The following is a 25,740-nucleotide window of genomic DNA, read 5'->3' as shown; positions in this document are numbered from 1 at the left end:
AACTCAAGCTAAACATTGCAAATTCATTATCTCGGCTGCTAAACAGACAATACGGACACCGCACTAATTCTTATGGACACTGAACCAGGCTATGAACGATAATTGTTCCAAGATATTGCCCATTAATGAGCCGGAAACCCGTCACGAAGGGCATACTGAAGGTTCTGTTCAACACCCGACAGATTTTTCTCAAGACAGTGTTCATCAAAACAGCTCAGGGAAAGCCGCTCGGAATGAAATAAAACGACTCTGCGCCATCTTCCAGCAGAGCAAAATCATCAAGTTGATCGTAGATCCCGCAACAGACAATATTATCGATGCCAATCAGGCTGCCAGCAATTTTTTCGGACGGTCCGCAGCCAGCCTGAAAACACAACGACTAAACGACATCATTAACCTCCCCCCCATCAAGCGTCAGCAAAATTTTATCCTGCCCAAAATCATAAAAGGCATTGCACTCCCGTTTCAATATAGACTGCCTTTGGGCAAAATCATCGATTTGGAGCTGTTCATTGATCCTGTCCTGATTCAGGGGAAGCCTTGGCTCTACCATATCGTCATCCATGATATTTCTGAACGCAAACGGATCACCGGTTATTTACAGAGAGCCAGGGAACGCGTTCAGGATATCTTTCAGAATGCCCACGTAGGAATTTATCAAATTGCAAAAGACGGTCGATTTATCTTCGCCAATCCGACCACGGCAGCCATGTTCGGATATGACAGTCCCCAGGACCTGATCACAAACGTAAAAACCGTCGCGCAGCATTATGCGGATCCACGGGAACGCAAAGATATCGTAACGATGCTCACCCATTCATTAAACTCAAAAGAGTTTGAGCTTCGACTGAAACGCAAAGACGGAACCGTATTCTGGGCCTTGTGCGATTCACGCATTGTCCGGGACAAAATAGGAAATCCGATTCATTTTGAAGGATTCATGACCGATATTTCCGCACAAAAACAAGCGGAAACTACACTTAAAAAAACCGAGCAAAAACTAAACGACATTTTCAAAAATGCCCACATCGGCATATACCAGATTTATCCTGAAGGCTTGTTTAAATTCGCCAATCCCGCAACCGCAAAAATGTTCGGCTATGAATCCCCGGAAGAGCTGATCGAAAACGTGAACCATGTCGAAAAATTATATGCCAATCCGAAACAACGTCAGGAAATTCTCGAACAGATCGATCAGCAGCCTGAAGGAAATTTAATTCAAACCCAGTTCAAGCGAAAAGACGGGTCTCTGTTCTGGGTTGCGTTTGATTCAAGAATCGTCAGGGACCCTACCGGGGCCATTTTGTATTACGAAGGATTCATGAGCGATATTTCCAAAAATAAAGCTATTGAAGCAGCCCTGCGGAAAACAGAACGCAAAGTTCAAAATATCTTCGATAACACACCGGTCGGAATTTATCAGATCACACCGGAAGGCAAAGTGCTCTTTGCAAATCCTGCGGCCGCAATAATGTTCGGTTACGAGTCTCCGGACGAGCTGGTCCTGGATATGGACAATATTGAACCGCTTTACGTCAATCCAAACTGCCGTAAAATCATAGTGGACAACCTGAATCAATACGGGGTGAACAACACCGCTGAGATTGAATTCAGACGAAAAGACGGCACCACATTCTGGTGTTCACACCGCTCACGGATTGTCCGGGACGAAAAGGGTCAGTTTATCCATTATGAAGTCTTTCTCTCAGATATCACTCAACGCCGAAAAGCGGAGGAAGCACTTCATTATGCCATTGAAAAAAAAGAACTCTACCGGCAGAATCTTGAAACCACCTTCCGCAGCATTCCCAATGAAATCATCTCCGTGGATAAAGACCTGCGGGTGATTGCCAAAAACAATGCCTTCAACGACAGCTACTGCATATTTTCAACCATCCGTCCCGGAGATTCTCTACAGCAGATTTTCAGGCATACCCCCTGCCCCTGCGTTGAACACCTGTTCAAAACGATTAAAACCCGAATCCCGCTCCGGAATCATCAGATTGAATGCGTTCACGGCGGCAATCCAACCCAGATCAAAGAGATCAACTGTTCTCTGCTGCTCGACGAAGGCAACCACGAGGCCGGCGGAGCGCTTCTGGTCATGACCAACATCACCCGCCTTACCACTCTTGAAAAAACGCTCAACGACCGAAACAGCTTCAGAAACATTATCGGCAGAAGCAGTGTGATGCAGAATATCTACCGTCTGCTCGAGCTACTCGCGGATCTGAACACCACCGTTTTGATCACGGGCGAAAGTGGCACGGGTAAAGAGCTGATAGCCGACGCGCTTCATTACGGAGGAGATAAGCGTTCAAAACCGATTGTCAGGGTAAATTGCGGAGCGCTTCCGGACAACCTGCTGGAAAGCGAACTGTTCGGGCATGTACGCGGGGCATTCACCGGTGCGGTTAAAGATAAAATCGGCCGGTTTCAAGCGGCAGAGGGAGGAACCATCTTTCTGGATGAAATTGGAGACATCTCCCCCCTGCTTCAGCTCAAACTGCTCCGGGTTCTGGAGCATAAAGAATACGAACGCGTGGGAGATGTAAAAACATATAAAGCCAACGTCCGGATCGTTGCCGCCACCAATGCGGATTTACAGTCAAAAATAAAGCAGGGGCTCTTCAGACAGGACCTGTTTTACCGGTTGAAAGTCATGCCAATAAAACTTCCCCCGCTCAGAGAACGGGCATCCGATATTCCTATGCTGACCCGGCATTTTGTCGAAATATTCAATGAAAGTATGCGAAAATCCATCGATGGCGTTACAGACGAAGTCATGACACACTTCATGCAATATTCATGGCCGGGCAATGTTCGGGAACTCAAACACGCAATCGAACATGCCTGTATTTTATGCCCGAAACATAAGATATCTTTAAGCCATCTACCCCTGGAGCTGATGACCCCTGATCCTCTGCGAACGGACGATCCAACCCCAACGAAAAAACAGGCGGTCGAACCGGACCAGATTCTGGATGCGCTCAGGCTTGCCGAAGGCAACAAAGCCAAAGCAGCGCGTCTGCTGGGCATCGGTCGGGTTACATTGTATAGAAAGCTCAAAGAATTCAATCTGGACTCCGTCCTGTAACTGTTTCATGAAACACATTTCCAACGGCTGGCACGGCCATCCTCAGTCTTCAACCACCTGTTCGGCAGATGGGCATCACACTGTTTCCAATCCGACTTCAGACTGCCGTTGCGGTTACTTGAGGCACCAGTTGCATCCCCTTTGCTAAATCCGGACTATTTCCCAAAGGTGTTTCATTTACAGTACACGATGATACACTTTATGTTTCCGAAACACCCCCTCCTCGCCCTCCCATTCCCACTCACACAAATATAACAAATTGTTATTTATCATATTTTTTCTTTTTCTAACCTTGGCACCAGTTTTGCTGTGTATATAAAACAACACTATCCGAATCTTATAGCTATTAATGCTTTAACCCTCAGATACCCCAACTGCGAAGGAAGTGATTATGGCGAAATCAGTACCCATAGAAAAACGTGAAATAAAGGGGGCGCCATCAACCCCCAGAGCCGAAAAGCGTTATCAGGAACTCCTCGACAATGAGCCGTCCATCGATTCACAACGGGCGGTGTTATTCACCGAGTATATGAAGCAACACTGGACCGATCCCAGATATCTGAGAACCGGAGGTGCCTTAAAGCACGTTCTTTCCAATCTGACCCCCAGAATCTGGGATGACGAACTGATCGTCGGCAACATCTCCCGCTATTTCAAAGGCACCCAGGTATACCCGGAATATGAAACCTGGATGCTCGAAGGCTTCAAGAACATTAAACGTGAAGAAGAGCGTTACATCGAAGGAACCCTGCAGGAAAAAAGCGGCGACCGCCTGGGCATATACCTGATTAATAAAGAAGATAAGGAAAAAATCCTTGAGGTTGCCAAGTTCTGGGAATGCAAAGACTGGCGTTTCATGGCTGAAAAATATCTCAGGGAAACCAAGAGTGACTTTGACCGGGTCGAAAAGTGGATGCAACAGCTGGTCTTTTTAAGATTCATGTTTGATGTGCCTGAAGGACGGCTGATTGTCGATTATCAAAAAATCATCGACGGGGGGATTGAAAAACTCATCGAGCAGGTCGACGAGAAACTGGCCAACTTAAACGATTTAAATTCAAAAGAAAAATTTGACAAATATAATTTTTATCAGGGCGTAAAGATGTCACTGGAGGGCGTGGTGGCTTACGCTGAAAATCATGCCTCAGAAGCCGAACAGCTGGCCGCCGACTGTACGGATGAAAAACGAAAACAGGAGCTGCTTGAAATCGCCCGCATCTGCCACAAGGTTCCATTCAAACCGGCGGACACCTTTCGTGAGGCCATGCAGGCTTTCTGGTTTACCCATATATGTCTGTTTATCGAACTCAACGGCAGGGGAATTTCCCCGGGCCGGTTTGACCAGTACATGTATCGCCCGTTCAAAAACGACATAAACGCCGGCAATATCACCGAGGGCGAGGTCCTGGAACTTCTGGAACTGATGCGAGTCAAATGCGGCGAAATTGCACGGGCACATGCAACGTTTACCGAATCCTATCTGGGCGGAAGTGTTTACCAGAACGTTACCCTCGGCGGAGTGGACCGCTACGGTACCCCCTGCGACAATGCGCTTTCAAAACTGGTCCTTCAGGCCGGTGTCAACATGAAAACCTGGCAGCCCACCCTATCGGTCCGCTGGCGCGAGGATATGAGCGACGATTTTAAAATGAAAGTAGTCGACTGCATCAAGGCCGGTTCCGGATATCCGGCACTGTTCAATGACAAGCTGGCCACCGACCGGTTCATGAAAGTCACCGGCGCCAATCTGGACGATGCCAGAGACTGGGCACCGTGCGGATGTGTGGACATGCAAATCTGCGGAAAACGCATGCCCATGTATGCCGTCCCCCACACAAATAATCTGAAAATATTCGAGCTGGTCCTGAACGGCGGAATCAATCCGATCACCGGCGACAGGCTCATCGATGTCAAGATCGATATTAATACTGCAACATTTGAAGACATTGTCGATGCATACAACCGGGCTACCGATACCATTATCCAGAGGGAAGAAGAATACTGGAACACCATCATGCTGGTGCATAATGATCTGGGCCTGGTTCATCCGTTCATGACCGCCCTGCTCGACGACTGCATTGACCGCGGCATGGATGCCTATGAAGGCGGCTGCCGGTACAATGACCCGGCTTACGTCATCTCCTGCGGTGTGGTCAGCGTGGCCAACAGTCTTGCCGCCATTAAAAAGCTCGTGTTCGACGAAAAAATCGTTACCATGAAGGAACTCAAACTGGCGATTGACGAGAATTTCAAGGGACATGAAAAACTGAGAAAAGCGCTCATGGATGCACCCAAGTACGGCAATGATAATGACTACGTCGATCTTATCCTGGCAGAGCTCTACGATGCCTGGTCGGCATCTTCCCAGAAAGTTAAAAACTGGGTTGGCGAGCCTTGGCGCCCGAGCACACTTTCAGTCACCACACAGGTGCTTCACGGAAAGGCTTGCGGGGCAACACCCGATGGAAGGCTTGCCGGTGAATTTGTCGCTGACGGGGCTCTTTCCGCATTTCCGGGTACCGATCAGAACGGTCCTACCAGCCTGATCAAATCGGCCACAAAAGTCGATGCCGGTAATCTCCAGGCAACGCTGTTCAACATGAAATTCAACCCGTCTGCCATCGAAGGCAGCGCCGGTGCTAAAAAATTTATTCACCTCAATGATGTGTACTTCAACCTGGGGGGTTACCATGTTCAGTACAATATCGTCGATCGGAACATGCTCATTGACGCACAGAAACATCCCGAGAACTACTCGGATCTGATGGTCAGAGTGGCCGGGTTTACAGCCCGATTCATTGATCTTGGCCCGGATGTCCAGCGACAGGTGATTGAACGAACTCAGTTTTCCGAGGTGTAGCCCGACATTCTGGAAATATAACCATATGATATTGACCGGTTGCAGATCAAAAACGGTCAACTGTTAACATTAAAAATGAGAAGGAGTTGAAACGATGCCAAAGCAGGAAAAGGTACTTGTTATTGATCCTGACAAATGTACGGGATGTCACAGTTGTGAAATGGCTTGTTCCGCTAAACATTTCGGTAAATGCAGTCCTTATCTTTCACGAATCAGAATTCACGATTTTGGTATGGTCGGCACCTATGTTCCGGTGACATGTCAGGCATGTGAAGATGCGCCATGTATCAAAGTCTGCCCCATGAATGCACGTATCCGTATCGAAAGTGGTGCGGTGATCACGGATGAAAGCAAATGCATCGGCTGCCGGGCCTGCACCTATGCCTGCCCGTTTGGCGCGCCGGTCATCAACCCGGAATCCGGAAAAACCATGAGCTGCGATCTGTGCATGGACGACGAACTGGGTCCCTGGTGCGCAAAAGCCTGTACGCTGCAAGAAGCGATCAGGTTCGTCAATATTGAAGATGCGGCCAGGGCCAGGGGAAGAGATATGGCTTCGATTATCAAGAAAGAAATCGAGCCACCGGCACAGGACGATGGGGACTTTGTCTTCAGTTTCAGCGTGTAATCGCTCTTCCATATAGACTTGAATCTGGCTGTTTTATGCAGTCAACAACCATCAATGATAAGGAGTGAATATAATGATGCACGGATGGATGGGGCAAATATTAAGAATCAATCTCACCGATAAAACTTATAAAATTGAAAAGCCCCCGATCGAATATTATAAAAAATGGCTCGGCGGGCGAGGATTTAACTCTGCTGTTTCCTACTACGAAACTCACCAGGGCATGGATCCCTTTGATCCTGAAAACCCGGTATGTTTTGGCTGCGGTCCTCTGGCCGGTACCCTGTGTCCATTGTCCGGACGTACTACGGTTACCTGCCGGTCACCAATGACCTGTTCCACCATGGGAAGCGACATTCATGGTCACGGCGACACCAACATGGGCGGTGCATTCGGGCCCATGATGAAATATGCGGGTTACGATCAGATCATTGTCAAAGGAAAAGCGGACAAACCCACATGGGTCAATATTAACAACAATAAAATCACATTTTATGATGCAGGCGATCTCTGGGGCCTGGGGACCAAAAAAGCCACCATTAAAATCCGGGAAAAACTCAATGATCCGGACGTCAAAGTCAGCTTGATCGGACCGGCTGGAGAAAATCTGGTCCGTTATGCCTGCATAGTCAACTCCTTCTCATCTTCCGGCGGCAGAACCGGAATGGGCGCGATCATGGGATCCAAAAACCTTAAGGCCATCGCCGTCAAAGGCAACAATCCCATCACCTTTGCCGACCCGGAAAAATTCATGAAACTGGCCTGGGAGCTACGCGACAAGCTGCACGTATCTCCGTCTGCCCACCGCCGAAAAGCTGAAGGCAGCATGGACCTGTTTGATGTTGGAAACGCCATCGGTATCAATGCCCATAGAAACTGCTCCACGGGTTATATGGAAAATATCGAAGAAGTATACGGCGGTCTGCAGTGGGCGGATGAGTTTCTGTTCCGACGCAAAGCCTGCTGGGGATGCCCGGTCGCCTGTGGACGAACAACGCTGATCAAAGAAGGCAAATACGCCGGTTATTACGCGGGTGGACCTGAAATGGAAAGTGTCTGCAACCTGGGACCGAGAATCGACAGCACGGATGTGGCCGGGGTCAACGTACTCTGCGGCATGGTCAATGATCTGGGTATGGACAGTATTTCAGCGGGCGCTGCCCTGTCCTGGTCCATGGAAGCCATGGAAAAAGGCTATATCACCGAAAAAGACACCGGCGGAATCAAATTTGAATGGGGCGATATCGAAACCTCCATGAAAGTGCTGCCGATGATTGCACGACGTGAAGGATACGGGAATCTGCTGGCTGAAGGCAACATTCGCGTTGCTGAAACACTTGGCGTAGGAATGGATATCGTGCCGCATTGCCGTGGTCTGGAACATATCAGTGTGGATCCTCGAGTCGCTCTTGGATTCAGCCTGGGATACGCCATGTCTACCCGCGGGTCCGATCATTTAAAAAACTACTCCTGTCTGGAATTCCCGGGATGTGCCAAGAGTCGGGCCTATCAGATAGATGAAGTCTTCACGCCGGATATGGCGAAAAAATTCTGGGAAAATTTCCCTGTACAGATGACCCAGCTGGACACCAAACCTCAGCTGTGTACCTGGTCTGAACGAAACAAATGTGTTGCCGACTGTATGAGCACCTGTTGCCAGGCCATTGGTTCATGGGGTGGTGCAGGTACCTGGAAAGAAGCCTACGCACCGATGTTCTATGCCGCCACCGGGTGCGAAATGACCGATGAAGAGGTATTCAAATCTGCCGAACGCGTGATTGCCATCGAACGAGCCCATTGGCTGCGTGAAGGAAGCGGTGTTATCGATGATACACATATCGACCGGTATTTTGACGAACCGGTTGTCGGTGGTCCCCATAAGGGGCTGAAACTGGATCGTGAAAAATGGGCTGTGGCACAGAAAGAATACTACAAATGCCACGTCTGGGATGAAGACGGTTTCATTACCCCGGAAAAAGCAACGGATCTGGACCTCGAGGATATTATCCCCGATATGGCAGTCGGAAAAAAAATCTACAAAGACTTTATGGCAAACCCGAACAGTAAACGGCTAGAATAAACAGCTCGAACCTCATCGCTTCAGCCCCGTGAACATCCGGGGCTGAAGCCCATTACCCACAGAAAGGGGAAATGCATTGGAAATTCTGATTGTTGGAAATGGAATCGCCGGCAATGAGGTGGCGACTTGCCTCCGGGCATCCGGCAGAAATGATATTACGATCACGATTCTGTCAGCCGAATCATTTCCGGAATACGATCCGTGTTCCCTTCCCTATTTCGTCGGGAAAGAAATCGAACGGGATGCGGTATTCAGAAGATCGCTGGCAGATTACGAGAAAAACGATATTCGTCTGGTACTGAATCAAAAAGCAACCACGATTGATCCTGCCAAAAAAACCGTAACAACCGAAACCGGCGATGAATATGCCTATGACAAACTGGTACTGGCCCATGGCGGATCCCTGTTCATTCCGCCGATTCCCGGCATCAATAAAGAAGGTATTTTCAGCTGCAAGCTGCTGGGTGAAGCAGACCGGCTGGCGGCAGGTCATGGGAAAACCGCGGTTGTCGTCGGCTCAGGCGCCATCGGTATTGAAGCTGCCGAAGCACTTAGACTCAAAGGCTGTACGGTATATATTGTCGAACTGCTTCCCTGGATGATGCCGACCCTTTTCTGTGAACCGGCAGCCCGTCGGCTTGAAGAGGCCATGCGCGGATACGGTATCGAAATATTGACCGGCGAAAAAGTACTCAGTTTTGAAGGCGATCAACGCGTCAGCAGTGTTGTAACGGACAAACGCACTATTATCTGCGACACGGTAGTCGTTGCAACCGGTGTGGTCCCCGGAAAACCACTGGCGCAAACCGCCGGTATTCAGGTCGCACGGGGTATCCTGGCCAATGAAAAAATGGAAACCAACGTGAAGGATATCTATACCTGCGGCGACTGCGTACAAACAAAAGATTCGTTAAGCGGCGAAGACTGCATGTACCAGCTCAAACACAATGCGACCGAGCAGGCACGAATCGTTGCCCGCAACATTCTGGGCGAGAACGCGGTTTACCCGGGCGGGTATCCGTTTGCCCGTGCTCACTTTTTCGATACCCACGCGGTTACCTTCGGCAAAACGCTGAGATCGGCTGAAGCTGTATTTAATAAAGAGGATATCGAAATTATCGAACGGGAAAATCAAAACGGTTATCTTCGGCTGATGCTGCACGACGGCCGTATAATCGGCGGTCAGGCCATCGGTCATTACGCGGACTATACCGGACTTTTCATGGGATTCATGTGGAGAAAAGACAATATCAACGACCTGAAAGCAAACTGGGGCAAAATCGCTGCACCGGTTACAACGTATCCCAGCCAGTTCCGAGAATTCGGCCAACTGATCGGACTCAGCGCAGTGGATGCCGATCAAAAGGTAATTTTCTGCTGATTCCAGGAATTGTTTAAACGCACGAACCGCCCTATGTGAGATATGCTTTCAACCTGATTACAAGAGGAGAATACCATGCCAGACAGTAAAAGTGCATTTGCAAATCCGGGACCGGCAGGATTAATGGTCCTGGCATTTTATCTGGGCTGCCTGTGGCCCATCGCAACCGGCATCGCCCCGCATTCCATGGCGACCGTTCTGGTGCCACTGGGGCTGGCCGGCGGCATCGTGCAGTTGACGGCCGGCATCATTGCCCTTCACAAGGGAGAAGTTTTGAACGGCAACATCCTGCTCGCATTCAGCGCGTTCATGTTCCTGGGTATGGGTGAAAACCTGATGAAAGCCCTGGAGCTGATGCCCCACGATACTATGGCCGTTGACGGCTGGATATTCCTGATCATGGGCATTTTGATGTGCGGATTTACCATTGGTCACCTGGTGGTTCCAAAGATTGCATTCTTTTTCATGATTTTTACGGATCTGTTTTTTATTCCTGCCGGATTGTTTTTCCTTACCCATAACAAGATTTTCTGGACCATTGCCAGCTGGGACCTGCCCCTTGTCGTTCTATCGATTCTCTGGGTGGTGATGGGTACCGTTTTAAATACCCATTTCGGGAAAAAGATCATCCCGATGGGCGCGCCACTGATGAAAATGTAACAACCATTTTTTCAGCTATCGTTTAACCTTCATCAATCATAAGGAGTGTTGATCATGAGTAAAGCTTCAGAAGACTGGGCAAAATACAAATACGGACGAGTCCTTGATCGCATGGATCCGGAAGAATTTAAAAAACGAACACATCCTGCCTGGCCGTACCTGTACTTCAACCCGGGACAGCCCGTAGACCCCGAACGGGTGGATAATATTTTAAAAGGCGTTATCGATACCCATGTTCACGGCGCGCCTCTGGGCGGATGGCTTCCCGGACGCCCCACCATGGTCGAAACCTGTATCGAAGCCAGTGAAGCCGGCATGAAGGCGCTGGTCTTCAAAGATCATAATACCATGGTCAACAACTGCGCCATCATCGTTCAGGATTTTCTGGAACGGATGAAAAAAGACAAAGCCGCACAGGGCATCGAATTTACACCGGTTGAGGTATACGGCGGTATCGTCCTGAACTATACGGTTGGCGGCATGAATGTTGAAGCGGTTAAAGCCGCCCTGGGATACGGCAAATGCAAGGGCGTCTGGCTGCCGTCTTTGAGCGCCAAGCATCAGAGATCAGCCATGGGGCTGCCCGGCGGCATTTCGGTTAGCGATTCAGCGGGCACGCTGACCCCTGAAATGATAGCGATTCTCGATGTCATGGCCGACTACAACAACAATGCCAAAGGAGATCAAACGGTTCTGTCCGGTTGCCATGTATCCAACGAAGAAAAATTTGACATCCTCCGCTACATCAAAAAACGCGGAATGAATGTTAAAGTGATGATGGATCACGTCACCCAGGAAATGACGATCCTGACGCCGGATGAAGCCAAGGAAATGATCGATCTGGGCGGCTATCTGCAGTTTGCCGAATGTTCCTGTGTTCCTTGGCCCGGCATGCAGGACTGGATTATCGCGTTTGATTATTCCTTCAACCTGATCAAGGAACTGATCAAGGAAAAAGGACCGGACAATCTGTGTCTGATCACCGATGCCGGACAGCCCGGAAACAAACCGGTTCCCGGCTGGAAAATGTTCATCAAGACCCTTCTGGCTCAGGGAGTCAGTGAAGAAAATATCAATATCATGGCCAAGGACGTTCCGGCCAGATTGATCTACGGCGAATAAGCCATAGAATCGATACTGTTCTCAGGCCGGTCTCCGTTTGTCTGCCCAGCGGAGACCGGCGGCTGAGAATACGACAGACTTTTTTTACAATAGCCAGTTTATCAGACATACCATTTTTATATTAACAGGAGCCGCTCATGGTCAAGGGAATCATCACAGAACTCAAAAAATTTGCATCTCACGACGGGCCGGGAATTCGTACAACCGTTTTCTTCAAGGGCTGCCCCTTGAGATGCAAATGGTGTTCAAATCCGGAAACCATCAACAGCTATCCTGAAGTATACTATATTGCAAGCCGCTGCAAAGCCTTTGGCGCGTGTTTTCACATTTGCCCTCAGGGCGCTGTCCATCCCGACACACACGAGAAAATTGATCGAAACCTCTGCGACCGGTGCATGAAATGTGTCGAAGAATGCCCGAATGGCGCATTTAAACAAGTAGGAACCCTCACGACAGCCCAATGGGTACTCGACGAAATTGAAAAAGACCGTCCTTTTTATGGATCAGACGGTGGAATGACATTAAGCGGGGGTGAGCCCCTCTTTCAACCCGAATTTGCAACGGCACTGCTCAAGGGGTGCCATGATCTCGGGATTTCCACCGTCCTGGACACCTCAGGTATGGCATCTGCAGATATCGTCCAGTCCGCCATGCCATACACGGATATGGTTCTGCTGGATATCAAGCATATGGATCCGGAACAACACCGACTGGGAACCGGCGTGGATAATCACCGTATCCTTGAAAATGCCGCCATAATGGCCAAAAACTCCACCGTCCGGTTTTCCATTCCGCTCATACCGGGATTTAACGACTCTACGCAAAATATAACCGAAACAACCGAATTGGCGCGTTCTCTGGGTGTCAGCCACATTGACGTCAATCCCCTGCACCAGCTCGGAACCGATAAATACCGATACCTCGGGTTAACGCATCCCTATGACAATTGCGAACCCGTTGATCGGGAACACTTGGACAGCATCATCAGATTGATACAAAGTTACGGTTTAAAAACGACGATCGGAAGAATGATGTAAGGGTTCATTCTGATCATTTTATATCACTACATAACCATAAGGAGTTTAACATGGCAGATCTAAGAACAGAATTTTGTGGATTACCTGTAAAGAATCCGATCGGTATCACATCATGTGATTTCGGCGGAACCTCCAAACTGATCGAGCGTTTTTCATCGACCGGTATCGGATGGATTGTCGGCAAGACCGTGCATAAAATCGACGGCGTGCACCGTTGGCCCAGGCCGTACTTCTATTCATTGAAGCACTTCGGCAGTGACATGAAGGACGTGTGGATCTGCTCGCAGATGTTCCATAATATGCCCTATGAGAAGTGGCTCGACGAAGAACTGCCCAAGTGCCTCAAGATCTGTGAAGATAATGACATTCTCTACATCGGTTCCGTTTCCGGAATCGGTCCGCAAGCGAATACTTGGGTACCCTTCATCAAGGATCTGCAGGAACGCGGCGTAAAGATCATCGAGCTTGACACCGGCGGCCCTCATGCAACCTTCGGCGCAATTGAGGCTGACAAGGATTGCGGCGCACCGCTGGCATTGGATGCTGACATCGCTTACAAGGTAACCAAGGCCTGTATGGATGTAGCTACCGTACCAATCATCTTCAAGACCACCCCGCAGTGCGTGGACACAGCCTCGCTGGCATTGGCTATTGCCAAGGCCGGAGGCGCCATCAGTGGCCACAACGCATTCTACGGCGCCTGGATCGATCATGAGAAGGCAGAGTTCTACGGTGTTCCCGGTTCCATGGGCGGACTTATGGGACGCCCCTGGCAGATCTTCTCACTGGCCAAGATTCTCGAGAACACCGCGACGGTACCGGACACACCTTTCCTCGGCGGCGGCGGTGTGTTCACCTATGACGACGTTGCACGTCACCTCATGGCGGGTTGCGATCTGGTGGGTCTGTGCTCCGTTATTTACTCCCGCGGTATCTCTGTAATCCCGAAAATCCTCACTGGGCTGAATGAATTCATGGACAGAAAGGGATATGCCACCATCAAAGATATCCCGAATATCACTGGCCAGTTTAAGTATCTGAGAGACTGGAAACGCGAAGGGCCGTATATGCAGGAGACCACCCCGGTCATCCCCGAGTTCGACGATGAGAAATGCACCCGTTGCGGCATTTGCGAAAACCTGTGTCCCTACGGCGCCATTAAACTCGACAAGGCTTCCGGCGAAAAGCCGACCTTTGACAAAGATACCTGCTACGGTTGTGGCTGGTGTGTAGGCCACTGCCCACAGTGGGCGGTCAAGATGGTAAAGGCCGATACCGGAGATTTGGTCTGGGACGGTCGTGGAACCATCGCAGACTGGGTATCGGACGAAGAAGGATACTAAGTTATAAGTTGCTACCCCTGAAAATTTTCACGAAGTCGTTTAAATCCATGCAAGTGGCATTCTTCTTCATGGGGGGATGCCACTTGCAAATCAGTTACTGCAATGCTAAAGGGTTCACTCAGAAATAACTTCACATTTTAAGTGTTGAGGCGGCTGTCTGGCAAGGCACGAAAGCCCAGGAATATCCAGCATATTTCGAGCTTTCGTAATAACAGACAGCAGGCCTGAATCATAAATCCCGCTTCAGGCCTCTTGAGGCAAAAATATTATTCACTAATTATTTGAGTTTGCTACTAAATTATCCAGCTTATTGCTATGACTGATCAAACAAACGCACTATGACTTTTTTATCAGGTAACAGTAACGAAATCGACCATGACTTCCGATCCTGCATTCCATTTCTGACGCTGATGGCCGGAATTTTTTTTATCAATTTTTTCTCCAGAATCATTCTGGCGCCGTTGATGCCTTCGCTTGAAAGAGACCTTAATTTCAGTCACCTTGAGGCAGGCAGTCTTTTTTTATGCGCATCCGCAGGGTATTTCTTTTCTCTGTTGAGCGCAGGATTCATCTCATCGCGCATCACCCACAAACACACAATTTGCCTGTCCTGTATGGCGCTGGGAATCGCAAATCTGTGGATATCGCTTTCCGGCAGTTTAAACACACTTCGTGTCGGGATGTTTATGATCGGTCTTGCATCAGGAATTTATCTTCCGTCAGCCATCACCACCCTGACCTCAATAGTCCGGACCCGTCACTGGGGAAAAGCGCTTTCCATCCATGAGCTGGCTCCCAATCTCGCGCTGATTGCCGCACCACTTATCGCCGAGGCGTTTTTGGCCTGGATGACCTGGCGAAGCGTCATGATCGCTACCGGCCTGATATCCCTGTGTCTGGCGGCGGTAATCAGCAAAAGCGGCAAAAAAGGAAACTTCAAATCACAAAAAATGAGTCTGTCCTCCCTTCGGGAGCTGTTATCCATCCCATCATTCTGGATCATCATCGTGCTCCATAGCCTCGCCGTCAGCTCTGTCCTCGGGATATATACCATGCTTCCCCTTTATCTGGTCTCAGACCTGAACATCGATCAAAACACGGCCAATACGTGGATCGCATTTTCAAGGATATTTACCCTTCCGGTGGTATTCATAGCGGGTTGGGCAGTCGACCGTTTCGGCTCAAAACAGATTATGGGTACCAGTTTATTGATAACAGGAATCTTCACCGTTCTGATAGGCGCCGTTTCAGGCAAATGGATTTTTGTATTCGTTTTTCTTCAGCCCCTGTCGGCTGTCTGTTTTTTCCCGGCAGTCATGACGGCATTGTCCCGCATATTTTCCGAAAAAATACGGAACATGGCCGTATCATTGACCGTTCCAGTTGCCTATCTGGCAGGTGCCGGAGCAATACCGACCGGAATGGGGGCAATGGGGGATCTCGGCTATTTCAGCGTGGGATTTATCATACTGGGTGGGCTGATTGTGGTCGGTGCACTGTTAACGACGTTTCTGAACACGTCCGGATGACATATCTCAACCGCCTATTTAACAGGCATAATTCGCCTTGATGATAACCAGGACAAACAAGTTTGCGCGACGCCGAATGCCCTCACAATCCATGCACAATTCTTTCCTGCCGGGGCTCTGAAAAAGTGTTTAATAAACCGGTGGTTAAAACCACCGGCTATACGACTCAACCCCTTCCGGATATATAATCCTCTGTGGTCTGGAAAAGCTATTTACAAGATAATCAACATGGTGATGTTTCAAAATAACCTGACATCGGTTACCCTGTACCCAGATTTCAATCTGAGATACTTGACATTGTTTTCCATACGAAAATACATTATAAATAAAACCGGTCAACAAATACAACGGCACCTCCCCCCATATGTATATCGATTTTCGAATTGGATCATTTATGAATATCGCAAGTAAAATAATTTTATTCTTCATATCGATTTCAGCGGTGTTGATACTGGTCGCCTCCCTGCAGATGATGCAGATCAATAAACAGACAATTGATGATCAGGCGTCACTGGTTTCCATTCTGGGAAAAAAAGAACTCACCGTAATTACAAGAAATAATGCCAACTGCTATTATCAGTACCGCGGGCAGGAAATGGGCTTTGAATATGATCTTGCCAGAGCGTTTGCGGATTATCTTGGCGTTCGGCTGAACATCTCCGTTGCTGAAAACTGGGAAAAAATGATTCCGGATTTACTCGATGGGAAAGGTGATCTTATTGCCGCAAGCATGACCATCTCTCCAGGCAGACTGCGGCAGGTTGCCTTTTCAGATGGTTACATGCCGATACAGCAGCAAATAATCGTTCATCGAAACCAGACGGATATCGACTCCCCTGAGCAGCTGAACGGCAAAACGGTTCATATACGGAAAGGAACGGCTTATCAGAACAAGCTGACAGAACTCAAAAAGCAGGGAATTGATTTAACCATAGCACTTTATGATGACCTGTCACCCGAGGAATTCATCCGACAGGTTGCAGACAGGGAAATTGAGGTTACGGTGGCGAACAGCAACATTGCTCTGCTCAACCAGCGCTATTATCCCCAGGCCGTCGTTGCAGGGCCTTTAAATGGTGAGGAATATCTGGGATGGGCCGTTCACCCGGAGGCCAAGGGCCTTCTGGAGAAAATCAATTCTTTCTTTCAAACCATCAGGGATGATGGCACGTTTTCAAAAATTTACAACCGGTATTATGCGAATCTGGATGACTTTGATTATGTGGATGTTCAAATATACCACAACCGTCTCAAAAGCAGACTGCCCACATATCAGAACATCATTCAGAAGGCGGCCGGCATGCAGAACTTTGACTGGCGACTCATCGCCGCCCAGATCTACCAGGAATCTCACCTCGATCCGCTGGCCAAAAGTCACGCTGGCGCATACGGACTTATGCAGCTGACCCAATCAACCGCTGACAGCTATCATGTCACCGATATCTATGATCCTGTCCAGAATATTCATGCCGGAGTCACGCATCTGAAAAAACTCTACGATTATTTCGACCAGTCGGAAAGAAGAGACCGCCTGATGATTGCTTTTGCCGCATACAATGTCGGACTGGGTCACATTCAGGATGCCCAGAGCCTTGCGCAGGAAATAGGCCTTGATCCGGATAGCTGGTCATCCCTCAAGCAGGTTCTGCCTCTGCTCAGACATCGTAAATATTATAAACAGACGCGATACGGTTATTGCAGAGGAACAGAACCCATCATGTATGTCGATCGCATCATGCTCTACTATGACATCCTGAAGCATCAGGGAATCGAATACGAAATCAATTGTCCCGTCAAGACAAAAACGGTCAGAGATCAATCAGCCGGGGTGGTTTCTTGACAATACGGATATGGGTCAATAACATCCCGTCCCTTATCGGCCTTCACCACAAAACGGGTTAAACTGTTTTTCCCTTTTAATCGTCGTTTCAGGGCCATGCCCGGGCAATACGCGCACATCATCCCCCAGAACAAACAATTTTTTCTGAATGCTGGAAATCAGCGTATTAAAATTTCCTCCCGGAAAATCCGTCCGCCCCATCGAGCCGGCAAAAAGGGTATCACCGACAAACACGCATTTATCCGTATACAGGGAGATGCCCCCGGGGCTGTGACCCGGAGTATGAATCACATTCAATGTAATTTCACCGAAAGATACCGTATCTCCATCATCCAGCGTCTGATCCGGTGGCGGGGAATCCTCGCCTTTCAGACCCCAGACGCCGGCGCTGGATGCAACGGTGCTGAGCAGGGGAACATCCCGGGAATGAATCATCAACCGGGCATCTGTCGCTTCTTTCAACTTGCGGTTGCCGCTGACGTGATCAAAATGGCCATGGGTATTGATAATATATTTAACCGTCAGGTTCTCTTTTTTTATAATATCGAGGATTTTCCGCACATCACCCCCCGGGTCAATCACCGCGGCCAGTTTCGTTTTTTCACACCCCACGATATAGCAATTCACCATTAACGGCCCTACTTCCAATGCTCTGATAATCAAAACGTTCCTCCTGTTGTGTTCACCCTCTCATTTTTAACGGCGCTGGCCCCTTTGAATTTGAATGAATGATCAAATTTGATTCCCATTGCTATAAATTAACGCCATGAAAATGGTTTTTGACATGGAGTTCATTATGTTCCAGAGCAATTCTGATGGAATCCAGAATACCGTTGATAAACGCTCCGGACTCTTCGGTTCCGTATCGCTTTCCGATGTCAATCGCTTCATTTATCGACACCTTCGGAGGAATATCCGGGCAGAACAGCAATTCGTAAACGGCTATTCGCATGACATTCCTGTCGACACAGGGCATGCGACCGATTTTCCAATGACTGGAAAATTTTTCAATGACGTCGTCAATCTCCAACCGGTTGTCAATGACCCCCTGAATCAGCGCAATGGTAAACGAATTCGCCTTTGAAGAAGAAAGAAAATTGTCACAGAAACGGCCAATCAGATCCGAAGAAATATCATGTGTAATATCCATGTAAAAGAGCGCCTGCATGGCAAACTCTCTGGACTTTCGTCTTATACCCATCTTGTTTTATGCCTGATCGACCATCTCAATTAAGTTCGCCATTTCTACGGCGCTTATGGCCGCGCTCCATCCCTTGTTTCCGGCCTTGGTTCCGGCACGCTCAATCGCCTGCTCGATCGTATCGGTAGTCACAATACCAAAAATCACCGGCACTTCACTGTCCAGGCTGACCATTGCAATTCCCTTGGTCACTTCCGCGCAGACATAATCAAAATGCGGTGTCGCTCCCCGAATGACGGCCCCCAGACAAATCACGGCATGATAGCGTCCCTTCCGGGCAACTTTCTTTGCCAGCAGGGGAATTTCAAAGGCTCCCGGAACCTTGATAATGTCGATGTCACTGTCGACAGCACCGGAGCGAATCAATGCATCCAGAGCGCCTCCGACAAGTCTATCGGTAATAAAATCATTAAATCGACTGGCCACTATGGCAAACTTCTTACCTTCCGCAATGAGTTTACCTTCCAACACTTTCGGCATTTTGTCCTCCCCGGTTTAAAATAGCATTCAAGCGGTCCTCTGATTTTGATAACGCTGGCAATTGGAATTTCTGATATGTTTTCAAAAAATCATTTGCCCTCGGCGCCGGTTTTCCAATTCATACACACGATTTACGAGGTCTGATCCCCCTTGAGCAGATGCCCCATTTTTCGTCTCTTGCATTCCAGATAACACCGGTTAAATTCATTGGGCTCAATTTCAATCGGCACCTGCTCAATGATACTCAATCCATAACCTTGAAGCCCAACCATTTTTTTGGGATTATTGGTCAGAAGCCGCATTTTTTTAACCCCGAGATCCACAAGAATCTGAGCGCCGATACCATAATTGCGCAGGTCCGGCTTAAACCCGAGTTCCACGTTGGCCTCAACCGTATCAAACCCCTGATCCTGAAGCGCATATGCCTTTATTTTATTCACCAGGCCAATGCCACGTCCTTCCTGACGGATATACAGAAGGATACCCGAGCCCTCCTGTTCCATCAACTTCATGGCCGTGTGAAGCTGATCCCCGCAGTCACAGCGAAGAGATCCAAAGGTGTCTCCGGTCAGGCACTCCGAGTGAACCCGAACCAGAACCGCTTTTTCCGGGTCGATTTCTCCCTTTATCAGAGCAATATGCAGGTAATCATCCACATCATTTTCATAAACAATGGCTTTAAATTCACCGGCGATGGCGGTGGGAAGATGGGTTTCGGCAGCCCGACGAATAAAGGATTCATTTTTCATACGGTATTCAATTAAATCCGCGATAGTACAGATGCCGATCCCGTGTTTTTCACTGAATTTTTCAAGCGCCGGCATACGGGCCATAGTGCCGTCTTCATCCATAATTTCACAAATCACGCCGGACGGTTTCAGCCCGGCCAGACGCGCCAGGTCCACTGACCCTTCTGTCTGGCCTGTACGGACTATAACGCCTCCGTCCCGTGCCCTCAGCGGAAATACATGTCCCGGACTGACCACATCTGCAGGTTTCGCATCGCCAGCCACGGCAGCCAGAATGGTTGTCGCTCTGTCCGCAGCGGATATGCCGGTGGTCACCCCCTTGCGGGCTTCGATAGATACGGTAAAACCGGTCTGGAATTGGGACTCATTGTGATCCACCATCAACGGCAGCTCGAGAGAATCGATTTTTTCACCCGTCATCGACAGGCATATCAGTCCCCGCCCGTATGTCGCCATAAAATTGATCGCCTCCGGCGTTACCTTTTCAGCCGCCATTGTCAGATCGCCTTCATTCTCCCGGTCCTCATCATCCACAAGAATGACCATATGGCCAGCCCGGATTTCTTCAATCGCCTCTTCAATCGTCAGCATTGGCATCGTTTCTATTTCTCCTGCATATATAAAATTATGATAAATTTTAAAAATCAGTACAGACAACTATGGTAAAGCGTTCCGCATCGACATACAACCAATAAAAAAGCCACTCATTCAAAAAAATCCCGGTTAAAGAAAGCCATTTTTAGCCAGAAGGTCCAGATACTTTGAAGAATCTGCGATATGGTTATCCGAACCTTTGTCGGCCCGCCTTTCAGTGACAAAGCGCTCCACATATTTTCCGATCATATCCGTTTCCAGATTCACCGCAGCCCCTGCTTTGTTCACACCGATGGTCGTGCTGCTTGCGGTATGAGGGATGATACTGACTTCAAACCCGTCACGGTCGCAACGGTTAATGGTCAGACTGATGCCGTCCACCGCGACAGAGCCTTTCCGAATCATATACCGGGTCAGCGCCTCGGGTGCCTGAATGGTTACGATGATGGCATTTGCCAACGGTGCTTGTTTCTTGATAAAGCCAATTCCGTCGATATGACCGGAGACCAGATGCCCGTCAATACGGTCGGAAAGGCGGAGCGCACGTTCAAGGTTGACCCGCTGACCGATTGCTGCCTTACCAAAGGTTGTGTACGCCAGGGTCTCCGGAGATACATCGGTTTCAAACCGCCGCGCCTCTTTCGATACAACTGTCAGGCATGCGCCGTTAACGGCGATACTGTCTCCGATTTTTGTTTCCTCCAGGGAAAAATCCGTATCAATCGTAAAGTGTCTTCCCTGACCTGAAGAACGAATGGCCCTGATCTCACCCACCCCTTCAATAATTCCCGTAAACATAAGCACCCCCCGTCAGATAATCAAGGCTAAGGATTCGCACAAAAACCGGTTCACAAATTCAAGTGTTAAAGCGCCTGGCTGGCTACGTTCCATCAAAAAGCACATTCAACACGTATGCCCCGCGTTGATACGCCTTGAAAACAAACAGGCAGGCAAGCCCGCGCATGTGCACGATTAATTTTTGCCGGACACTGAGCCCTTGAATTAAATATAACCCTCGATCAGCATATCGTCGCCAAACCGTTGAAGACGAACATCGGTCACCTGAAGACACTGGCTCATCAAGGCCGGCCCCGGGCCCCTGCATATCGGTACGCCGTCGTCACCGCCCAGTATTTTCGGTGCATAGAAAAAGGCGACCTTATCCACGATCCCGGCTTTTAACGCAGATGCCGAAACCCGGCTGCCGCCCTCGATCATCAGGCGGGTTATCTGCATTCTGCCCAATTGATCCATCAGCGCATTCAGGTCGATACCATCATCGCCACCGGCACATTCAATAATCCGGATGCCTGCTTTTTCAATTTCCCTGCGGCGGTGTTCCGGAACATGTCCCCCGGTTACGATCACCGTATCGGAATCGGATTTCAGATTCAGCACGTTTGATGTCCTGGGAATGGACAACCTTGAATCCAGAATAACTCGAATCGGATCACGGCCCTTTTCCCCGTCCAGCCGGGTCGTCAGGCGGGGATCGTCTGATCTGACCGTACCGATTCCGACGAGAATCGCATCACAGGCATGCCGAAGTTTATGAACATATGCTCTGGCCTCCGGCTCGGTCACCCACCGGGAATCACCGGTCCGGGTCGCGATACGGCCGTCGAGCGTGGCGGCACACTTCAGTGTCACAAACGGCCGCCCGGTCGTAACGTATTTGACAAATGACTCGTTCAACCTTCGGGCTTTATCCTCGCATATACCGATGGTCACATCGATGCCAGAAGCCCGCAGCCGGTCAATGCCTCCTCCCGTGACCCCCGGATTCGGATCTGTCATGGCCACCACGACCCGCTTTATTCCGACCTGAATAATTTTCCGGGTGCAGGGAGGCGTACGCCCCGTGTGATTGCAGGGTTCAAGCGTCACGTAGAGCGTGGCCCCCTTTGCCGCATCGCCGGCATTGTCGATCGCGTTGACCTCGGCATGATGTCTGCCTGCAGCCTCATGCCAGCCGGTTCCCACAATGCTGCCGTCTTTTACCACCACCGCCCCCACCATGGGGTTGGGAGACACATATCCCTGTCCCCTGGCAGCTAGGTCCAGCGCCATTTCCATAAAAAACCGATCATCCATCATTGCGACATCCCCTCAAAAAACCAGCTGGCTTCCCCCGGAGGGCACCGGGCATTTCATTCACCCGTGTCCTATTCCCGATTTTCCGGAGTTCAGGATCTTGAAAAAAATAAATTACACCGTCTTGGTTGTCTTTTTGTCAATCTTCCGCGTTGTATCAAAGATACACACCGAGTATGCACGCTTCGATACGCCTTGAAGACGAACCGGTAAACGAGAGCGAGACTCCGAAAATCCTGCGCAATCCCTGTGAAATTTATTCCTTCCGAGACCCTTGATGAGAACTCAACAGGCTTTTAAGCTCAGAGATAAAATCATTTACATCCTTAAATTCACGATAAACCGATGCAAACCTGACATAGGCCACGTCATCAAGCTCATGGAGTTTGATCATGATCTGTTCACCCAGCCGGCTGGACGGAATTTCCTTTTCCCCGGATTCCATAAGGTCCCGTTCAACATCATCGAGAAAATCTTCAATTACATTCATACTGATATTTCGTTTCTCGCAGGCCTTCTGGATACCTGTACGAATTTTATCCCGGTTAAAGACCTCACGGCGCCCGTCCTTTTTGATGATCACGACAGGAACTTTTTCAACATATTCGTAGGTGGTAAACCGTCTTGAGCACAACAGACATTCCCGACGTCTTCGAATTACGGTCGCATCCTTACTCAATCGGGAATCAATGACTTTGTTGTCAATTTCTCCGCAAAACGGACATTTCATGAAGGACCTCTCCTCGTTATGCCATACCGAAAGAGCTATTCCAAAGGCAATATCAGATGAACCACGTCCATATCCGCAGCCTCAAACATCTCACTGGACATGGAATCGGCATATCCGGATTGAAAATAGATCCGGGTTATGCCGGCATTAATAATCATCTTGGCACAAATGGAACACGGAAGATTGGTACAATACAGCACAGCATCCTTGATGGAAACCCCATGATACGCCGCCTGAATGATAGCGTTTTGCTCTGCATGAATGCCGCGGCACAATTCATGCCGCTCCCCGGATGGAACCTTGAGCCGCTCCCGAAGGCAGCCCGTAACGCTGCAATGCTCGATGCCGCTGGGCGCACCATTATAGCCGGTAGCCAGTATCCGCTTGTCCTTGACAATGACCGCCCCGACCGATCGCCTGAGGCAGGTGGAACGTTTTGCGACCAGTAAAGCAATCCCCATAAAATACGCATCCCAGGACGGACGGTCCATTTGATCCGGCATTTGCTCAATTTCTCCTCTGATAATATCGGTGTTTTTAGTGCCCCGCACAGCCTGTGCCTTATTTGCTGCCGTACAGAGGAAACGCTTCACAAATGCTGTATACGTTTTCGCGAACCCTTTTAACCACCCGCTCATCTTCCGGATGTGTCAGTACCTCGACAATCAGGCTGGCAACCGTTTCCATCTCGGCCTCCTTCATTCCCCGGGTGGTGATCGCCGGCGTACCGATACGGATTCCGCTGGTCACAAAGGGACTGCGGGTTTCAAACGGCACGGAATTTTTATTGACGGTAATGCCTGCCCGTCCCAGAACTTCTTCAGCAAATTTCCCGGTGATATCCTGGCGGGTCAGGTCGGCCAGCATCATATGATTATCGGTTCCATCGGAGATGAGTTTGACACCTTCGGCCATCAGACGCGCTGCCATTACACCGGCATTTTTTACAACCTGCTGCTGGTAGGATTTAAAATTTTCCGAAAACGCTTCCTTAAATGCCACCGCCTTGGCTGCAATCACATGCATCAGGGGGCCGCCCTGAATTCCCGGAAATATCTGTTTATTAAATTTTTTACCCAGTTCGGCATCTGCACTCAGTATCAAACCACCGCGGGGACCCCTCAAGGTTTTATGGGTGGTAGAGGTTACCACATCGGCAAACGGAACCGGGGATGGATGTACTCCTGCGGCCACCAATCCTGCGATATGCGCCATATCCACCATCAGCAAGGCCCCAACGGATTTGGCTATTTCTGAAAATTTTTCAAACTCGAGCATGCGCGGATAGGCGCTCGCTCCGGCGACAATCAATTTCGGACGATGGGTTTCCGCCAGCCGGCGCACTTCGTCGTAATCGATCCGGCCTGAATCTTTGCAGACGCCATAATGAATAAAATTAAAAAGCCTGCCTGAAAAACTGACCGGACTGCCATGGGTCAGATGCCCGCCGTGAGACAGATTCATCCCCAATACCGTGTCTCCCGGATTCAGGAGGGCAAAATAGACTGCCATATTGGCCTGTGACCCTGAATGCGGCTGCACATTGGCATATTCCGCATTGAATAATTTTTTAACTCGTTCTATAGCCAGATTTTCAGCCATATCCACAAACTCACACCCACCATAATAGCGCTTGCCCGGATATCCTTCGGCATATTTGTTCGTCAATACACTGCCTTGAGCCTCCATTACCGCATGGCTGGCAATATTCTCTGAAGCAATCAGCTCCAGTGTATTTTCCTGTCTGTCCAGCTCTTTTGCAATCACATCGGCAATTTCCTGATCCGTTGCGCCAATAAGTTTTAAATTCAACGATCCATCCCCTTCTTATGGTTTAACTGGTTAACACTGAAAAAAAATATTCTACTGAATACCTCTGCAATACGGTACATCCCCCTGCAGCGGATGTCTTCGATCTATCAACCGTCCAGCCCCGGAATACAATCAAATTTTTCAAGCCTGCCCTGATGCCGCCCGCCTTCAAACGGGGTTTTCAACCAGATGTCAACGATTTCATATGCAAGTTCCCTGCTGATAATCCGCCCGGCCATGACCAGTATATTCGAATCATTGTGTCGACGGCTCATCCCGGCGCAGTAAACATCGTTACAAAGTGCGGCACGAACATGGGGAAACCGGTTGGCAACCATAGACATTCCTATGCCGGTCCCACACATCAGAATCCCCCGCTGTATCGTTCCTGCGGAAACCATGCGGGCCACCTTCATGCCAAAATCCGGATAACCTACCGATTTTTCACTATCGGTTCCGACATCGATGACTTCACAACCGTTTTCAGCCAGATACGACTTGAC

General features: G+C 49.3%; 21 protein-coding genes. 11 read left to right on the top strand and 10 right to left on the bottom strand.

The window, feature by feature from the left end; genetic code table 11:
- The first annotated feature begins 91 nt into the window (after positions 1 to 91).
- The 11 genes from PHQ97_10930 to mltF all read left to right on the top strand — a co-directional run bounded on the left by PHQ97_10930 (position 92) and on the right by mltF (position 17,577).
- Complete coding sequence (locus tag PHQ97_10930) at positions 92 to 3,097, top strand: sigma 54-interacting transcriptional regulator (protein ID MDD4393246.1); 3,006 nt, start codon at positions 92 to 94, stop codon at positions 3,095 to 3,097.
- 391 nt (positions 3,098 to 3,488) lie between these two features.
- Entirely contained in the window at positions 3,489 to 5,957 is a 2,469-nt protein-coding gene (locus tag PHQ97_10925; protein MDD4393245.1) for a pyruvate formate lyase family protein, read from the top strand.
- 94 nt (positions 5,958 to 6,051) lie between these two features.
- Positions 6,052 to 6,585, top strand: a complete 534-nt coding sequence (locus PHQ97_10920) for a 4Fe-4S dicluster domain-containing protein (GenBank protein ID MDD4393244.1) — start codon at positions 6,052 to 6,054, stop codon at positions 6,583 to 6,585.
- Between the two features lie 73 nt (positions 6,586 to 6,658).
- Positions 6,659 to 8,665 (top strand): aldehyde ferredoxin oxidoreductase family protein, encoded by a 2,007-nt coding sequence (locus PHQ97_10915; protein ID MDD4393243.1) that lies wholly within the window; start codon positions 6,659 to 6,661, stop codon positions 8,663 to 8,665.
- Between the two features lie 76 nt (positions 8,666 to 8,741).
- Positions 8,742 to 10,046 (top strand): FAD-dependent oxidoreductase, encoded by a 1,305-nt coding sequence (locus tag PHQ97_10910; protein ID MDD4393242.1) that lies wholly within the window; start codon positions 8,742 to 8,744, stop codon positions 10,044 to 10,046.
- 75 nt (positions 10,047 to 10,121) lie between these two features.
- A complete protein-coding gene (locus PHQ97_10905; GenBank protein MDD4393241.1) occupies positions 10,122 to 10,706 on the top strand; it encodes a hypothetical protein in 585 nt (194 codons plus the stop codon).
- 54 nt (positions 10,707 to 10,760) lie between these two features.
- A complete protein-coding gene (locus PHQ97_10900; GenBank protein ID MDD4393240.1) occupies positions 10,761 to 11,828 on the top strand; it encodes a DUF6282 family protein in 1,068 nt (355 codons plus the stop codon).
- Between the two features lie 137 nt (positions 11,829 to 11,965).
- The gene (locus PHQ97_10895) at positions 11,966 to 12,865 is read left to right on the top strand and encodes a glycyl-radical enzyme activating protein (protein ID MDD4393239.1); all 900 of its coding nucleotides are present in this window, start codon (positions 11,966 to 11,968) and stop codon (positions 12,863 to 12,865) included.
- A 50-nt stretch (positions 12,866 to 12,915) separates the two neighbouring features.
- Positions 12,916 to 14,208 (top strand): 4Fe-4S binding protein, encoded by a 1,293-nt coding sequence (locus PHQ97_10890; GenBank protein ID MDD4393238.1) that lies wholly within the window; start codon positions 12,916 to 12,918, stop codon positions 14,206 to 14,208.
- Positions 14,209 to 14,546: 338 nt separating this feature from the next.
- Entirely contained in the window at positions 14,547 to 15,737 is a 1,191-nt protein-coding gene (locus PHQ97_10885) for an MFS transporter (protein ID MDD4393237.1), read from the top strand.
- Positions 15,738 to 16,131: 394 nt separating this feature from the next.
- Positions 16,132 to 17,577, top strand: a complete 1,446-nt coding sequence (gene mltF, locus PHQ97_10880; GenBank protein MDD4393236.1) for a membrane-bound lytic murein transglycosylase MltF — start codon at positions 16,132 to 16,134, stop codon at positions 17,575 to 17,577.
- Positions 17,578 to 17,610: 33 nt separating this feature from the next.
- Here the strand turns inward: mltF and PHQ97_10875 are convergent, their stop codons facing one another.
- The 10 genes from PHQ97_10875 to rpiB all read right to left on the bottom strand — a co-directional run.
- Positions 17,611 to 18,240, bottom strand: a complete 630-nt coding sequence (locus PHQ97_10875; protein MDD4393235.1) for an MBL fold metallo-hydrolase — start codon at positions 18,238 to 18,240, stop codon at positions 17,611 to 17,613.
- An 88-nt stretch (positions 18,241 to 18,328) separates the two neighbouring features.
- Positions 18,329 to 18,778, bottom strand: a complete 450-nt coding sequence (nusB, locus tag PHQ97_10870) for a transcription antitermination factor NusB (protein MDD4393234.1) — start codon at positions 18,776 to 18,778, stop codon at positions 18,329 to 18,331.
- A 6-nt stretch (positions 18,779 to 18,784) separates the two neighbouring features.
- On the bottom strand, positions 18,785 to 19,258 hold the full coding sequence (gene ribE, locus PHQ97_10865; GenBank protein ID MDD4393233.1) for a 6,7-dimethyl-8-ribityllumazine synthase: 474 nt from the start codon (positions 19,256 to 19,258) through the stop codon (positions 18,785 to 18,787).
- Positions 19,259 to 19,389: 131 nt separating this feature from the next.
- Complete coding sequence (locus PHQ97_10860) at positions 19,390 to 20,604, bottom strand: bifunctional 3,4-dihydroxy-2-butanone-4-phosphate synthase/GTP cyclohydrolase II (protein MDD4393232.1); 1,215 nt, start codon at positions 20,602 to 20,604, stop codon at positions 19,390 to 19,392.
- Between the two features lie 126 nt (positions 20,605 to 20,730).
- Complete coding sequence (locus PHQ97_10855) at positions 20,731 to 21,399, bottom strand: riboflavin synthase (protein ID MDD4393231.1); 669 nt, start codon at positions 21,397 to 21,399, stop codon at positions 20,731 to 20,733.
- 204 nt (positions 21,400 to 21,603) lie between these two features.
- Positions 21,604 to 22,695, bottom strand: coding sequence for a bifunctional diaminohydroxyphosphoribosylaminopyrimidine deaminase/5-amino-6-(5-phosphoribosylamino)uracil reductase RibD (gene ribD / locus PHQ97_10850; protein ID MDD4393230.1), 1,092 nt, complete (start codon positions 22,693 to 22,695; stop codon positions 21,604 to 21,606).
- 256 nt (positions 22,696 to 22,951) lie between these two features.
- Entirely contained in the window at positions 22,952 to 23,425 is a 474-nt protein-coding gene (nrdR, locus tag PHQ97_10845) for a transcriptional regulator NrdR (protein ID MDD4393229.1), read from the bottom strand.
- A gap of 35 nt (positions 23,426 to 23,460) precedes the next feature.
- Positions 23,461 to 23,928, bottom strand: a complete 468-nt coding sequence (locus PHQ97_10840; protein MDD4393228.1) for a cytidine/deoxycytidylate deaminase family protein — start codon at positions 23,926 to 23,928, stop codon at positions 23,461 to 23,463.
- A 58-nt stretch (positions 23,929 to 23,986) separates the two neighbouring features.
- Complete coding sequence (locus PHQ97_10835) at positions 23,987 to 25,237, bottom strand: serine hydroxymethyltransferase (protein MDD4393227.1); 1,251 nt, start codon at positions 25,235 to 25,237, stop codon at positions 23,987 to 23,989.
- Positions 25,238 to 25,344: 107 nt separating this feature from the next.
- On the bottom strand, positions 25,345 to 25,740 hold a 396-nt coding region (gene rpiB / locus PHQ97_10830), incomplete at its 5' end, for a ribose 5-phosphate isomerase B (GenBank protein ID MDD4393226.1).

Source organism: Desulfobacterales bacterium, from assembly GCA_028704555.1.
Lineage (GTDB): Bacteria > Desulfobacterota > Desulfobacteria > Desulfobacterales > JAQWFD01 > JAQWFD01.
This window is presented reverse-complemented; position numbering and strand designations above follow the sequence as displayed.

What these genes read in the sequence shown, in the direction of transcription:
- PHQ97_10930 (MDD4393246.1), top strand. Translation starts at nt 92, where the DNA reads ATGAACGATAATTGTTCCAAGATATTGCCCATTAATGAGCCGGAAACC.
- PHQ97_10925 (MDD4393245.1), top strand. Translation starts at nt 3,489, where the DNA reads ATGGCGAAATCAGTACCCATAGAAAAACGTGAAATAAAGGGGGCGCCA.
- PHQ97_10920 (MDD4393244.1), top strand. Translation starts at nt 6,052, where the DNA reads ATGCCAAAGCAGGAAAAGGTACTTGTTATTGATCCTGACAAATGTACG.
- PHQ97_10915 (MDD4393243.1), top strand. Translation starts at nt 6,659, where the DNA reads ATGATGCACGGATGGATGGGGCAAATATTAAGAATCAATCTCACCGAT.
- PHQ97_10905 (MDD4393241.1), top strand. Translation starts at nt 10,122, where the DNA reads ATGCCAGACAGTAAAAGTGCATTTGCAAATCCGGGACCGGCAGGATTA.
- PHQ97_10900 (MDD4393240.1), top strand. Translation starts at nt 10,761, where the DNA reads ATGAGTAAAGCTTCAGAAGACTGGGCAAAATACAAATACGGACGAGTC.
- PHQ97_10895 (MDD4393239.1), top strand. Translation starts at nt 11,966, where the DNA reads ATGGTCAAGGGAATCATCACAGAACTCAAAAAATTTGCATCTCACGAC.
- PHQ97_10890 (MDD4393238.1), top strand. Translation starts at nt 12,916, where the DNA reads ATGGCAGATCTAAGAACAGAATTTTGTGGATTACCTGTAAAGAATCCG.
- PHQ97_10885 (MDD4393237.1), top strand. Translation starts at nt 14,547, where the DNA reads ATGACTTTTTTATCAGGTAACAGTAACGAAATCGACCATGACTTCCGA.
- mltF (MDD4393236.1), top strand. Translation starts at nt 16,132, where the DNA reads ATGAATATCGCAAGTAAAATAATTTTATTCTTCATATCGATTTCAGCG.
- nusB (MDD4393234.1), bottom strand. Translation starts at nt 18,778, where the DNA reads ATGGGTATAAGACGAAAGTCCAGAGAGTTTGCCATGCAGGCGCTCTTT.
- ribE (MDD4393233.1), bottom strand. Translation starts at nt 19,258, where the DNA reads ATGCCGAAAGTGTTGGAAGGTAAACTCATTGCGGAAGGTAAGAAGTTT.
- PHQ97_10860 (MDD4393232.1), bottom strand. Translation starts at nt 20,604, where the DNA reads ATGCCAATGCTGACGATTGAAGAGGCGATTGAAGAAATCCGGGCTGGC.
- PHQ97_10855 (MDD4393231.1), bottom strand. Translation starts at nt 21,399, where the DNA reads ATGTTTACGGGAATTATTGAAGGGGTGGGTGAGATCAGGGCCATTCGT.
- ribD (MDD4393230.1), bottom strand. Translation starts at nt 22,695, where the DNA reads ATGGATGATCGGTTTTTTATGGAAATGGCGCTGGACCTAGCTGCCAGG.
- nrdR (MDD4393229.1), bottom strand. Translation starts at nt 23,425, where the DNA reads ATGAAATGTCCGTTTTGCGGAGAAATTGACAACAAAGTCATTGATTCC.
- PHQ97_10840 (MDD4393228.1), bottom strand. Translation starts at nt 23,928, where the DNA reads ATGCCGGATCAAATGGACCGTCCGTCCTGGGATGCGTATTTTATGGGG.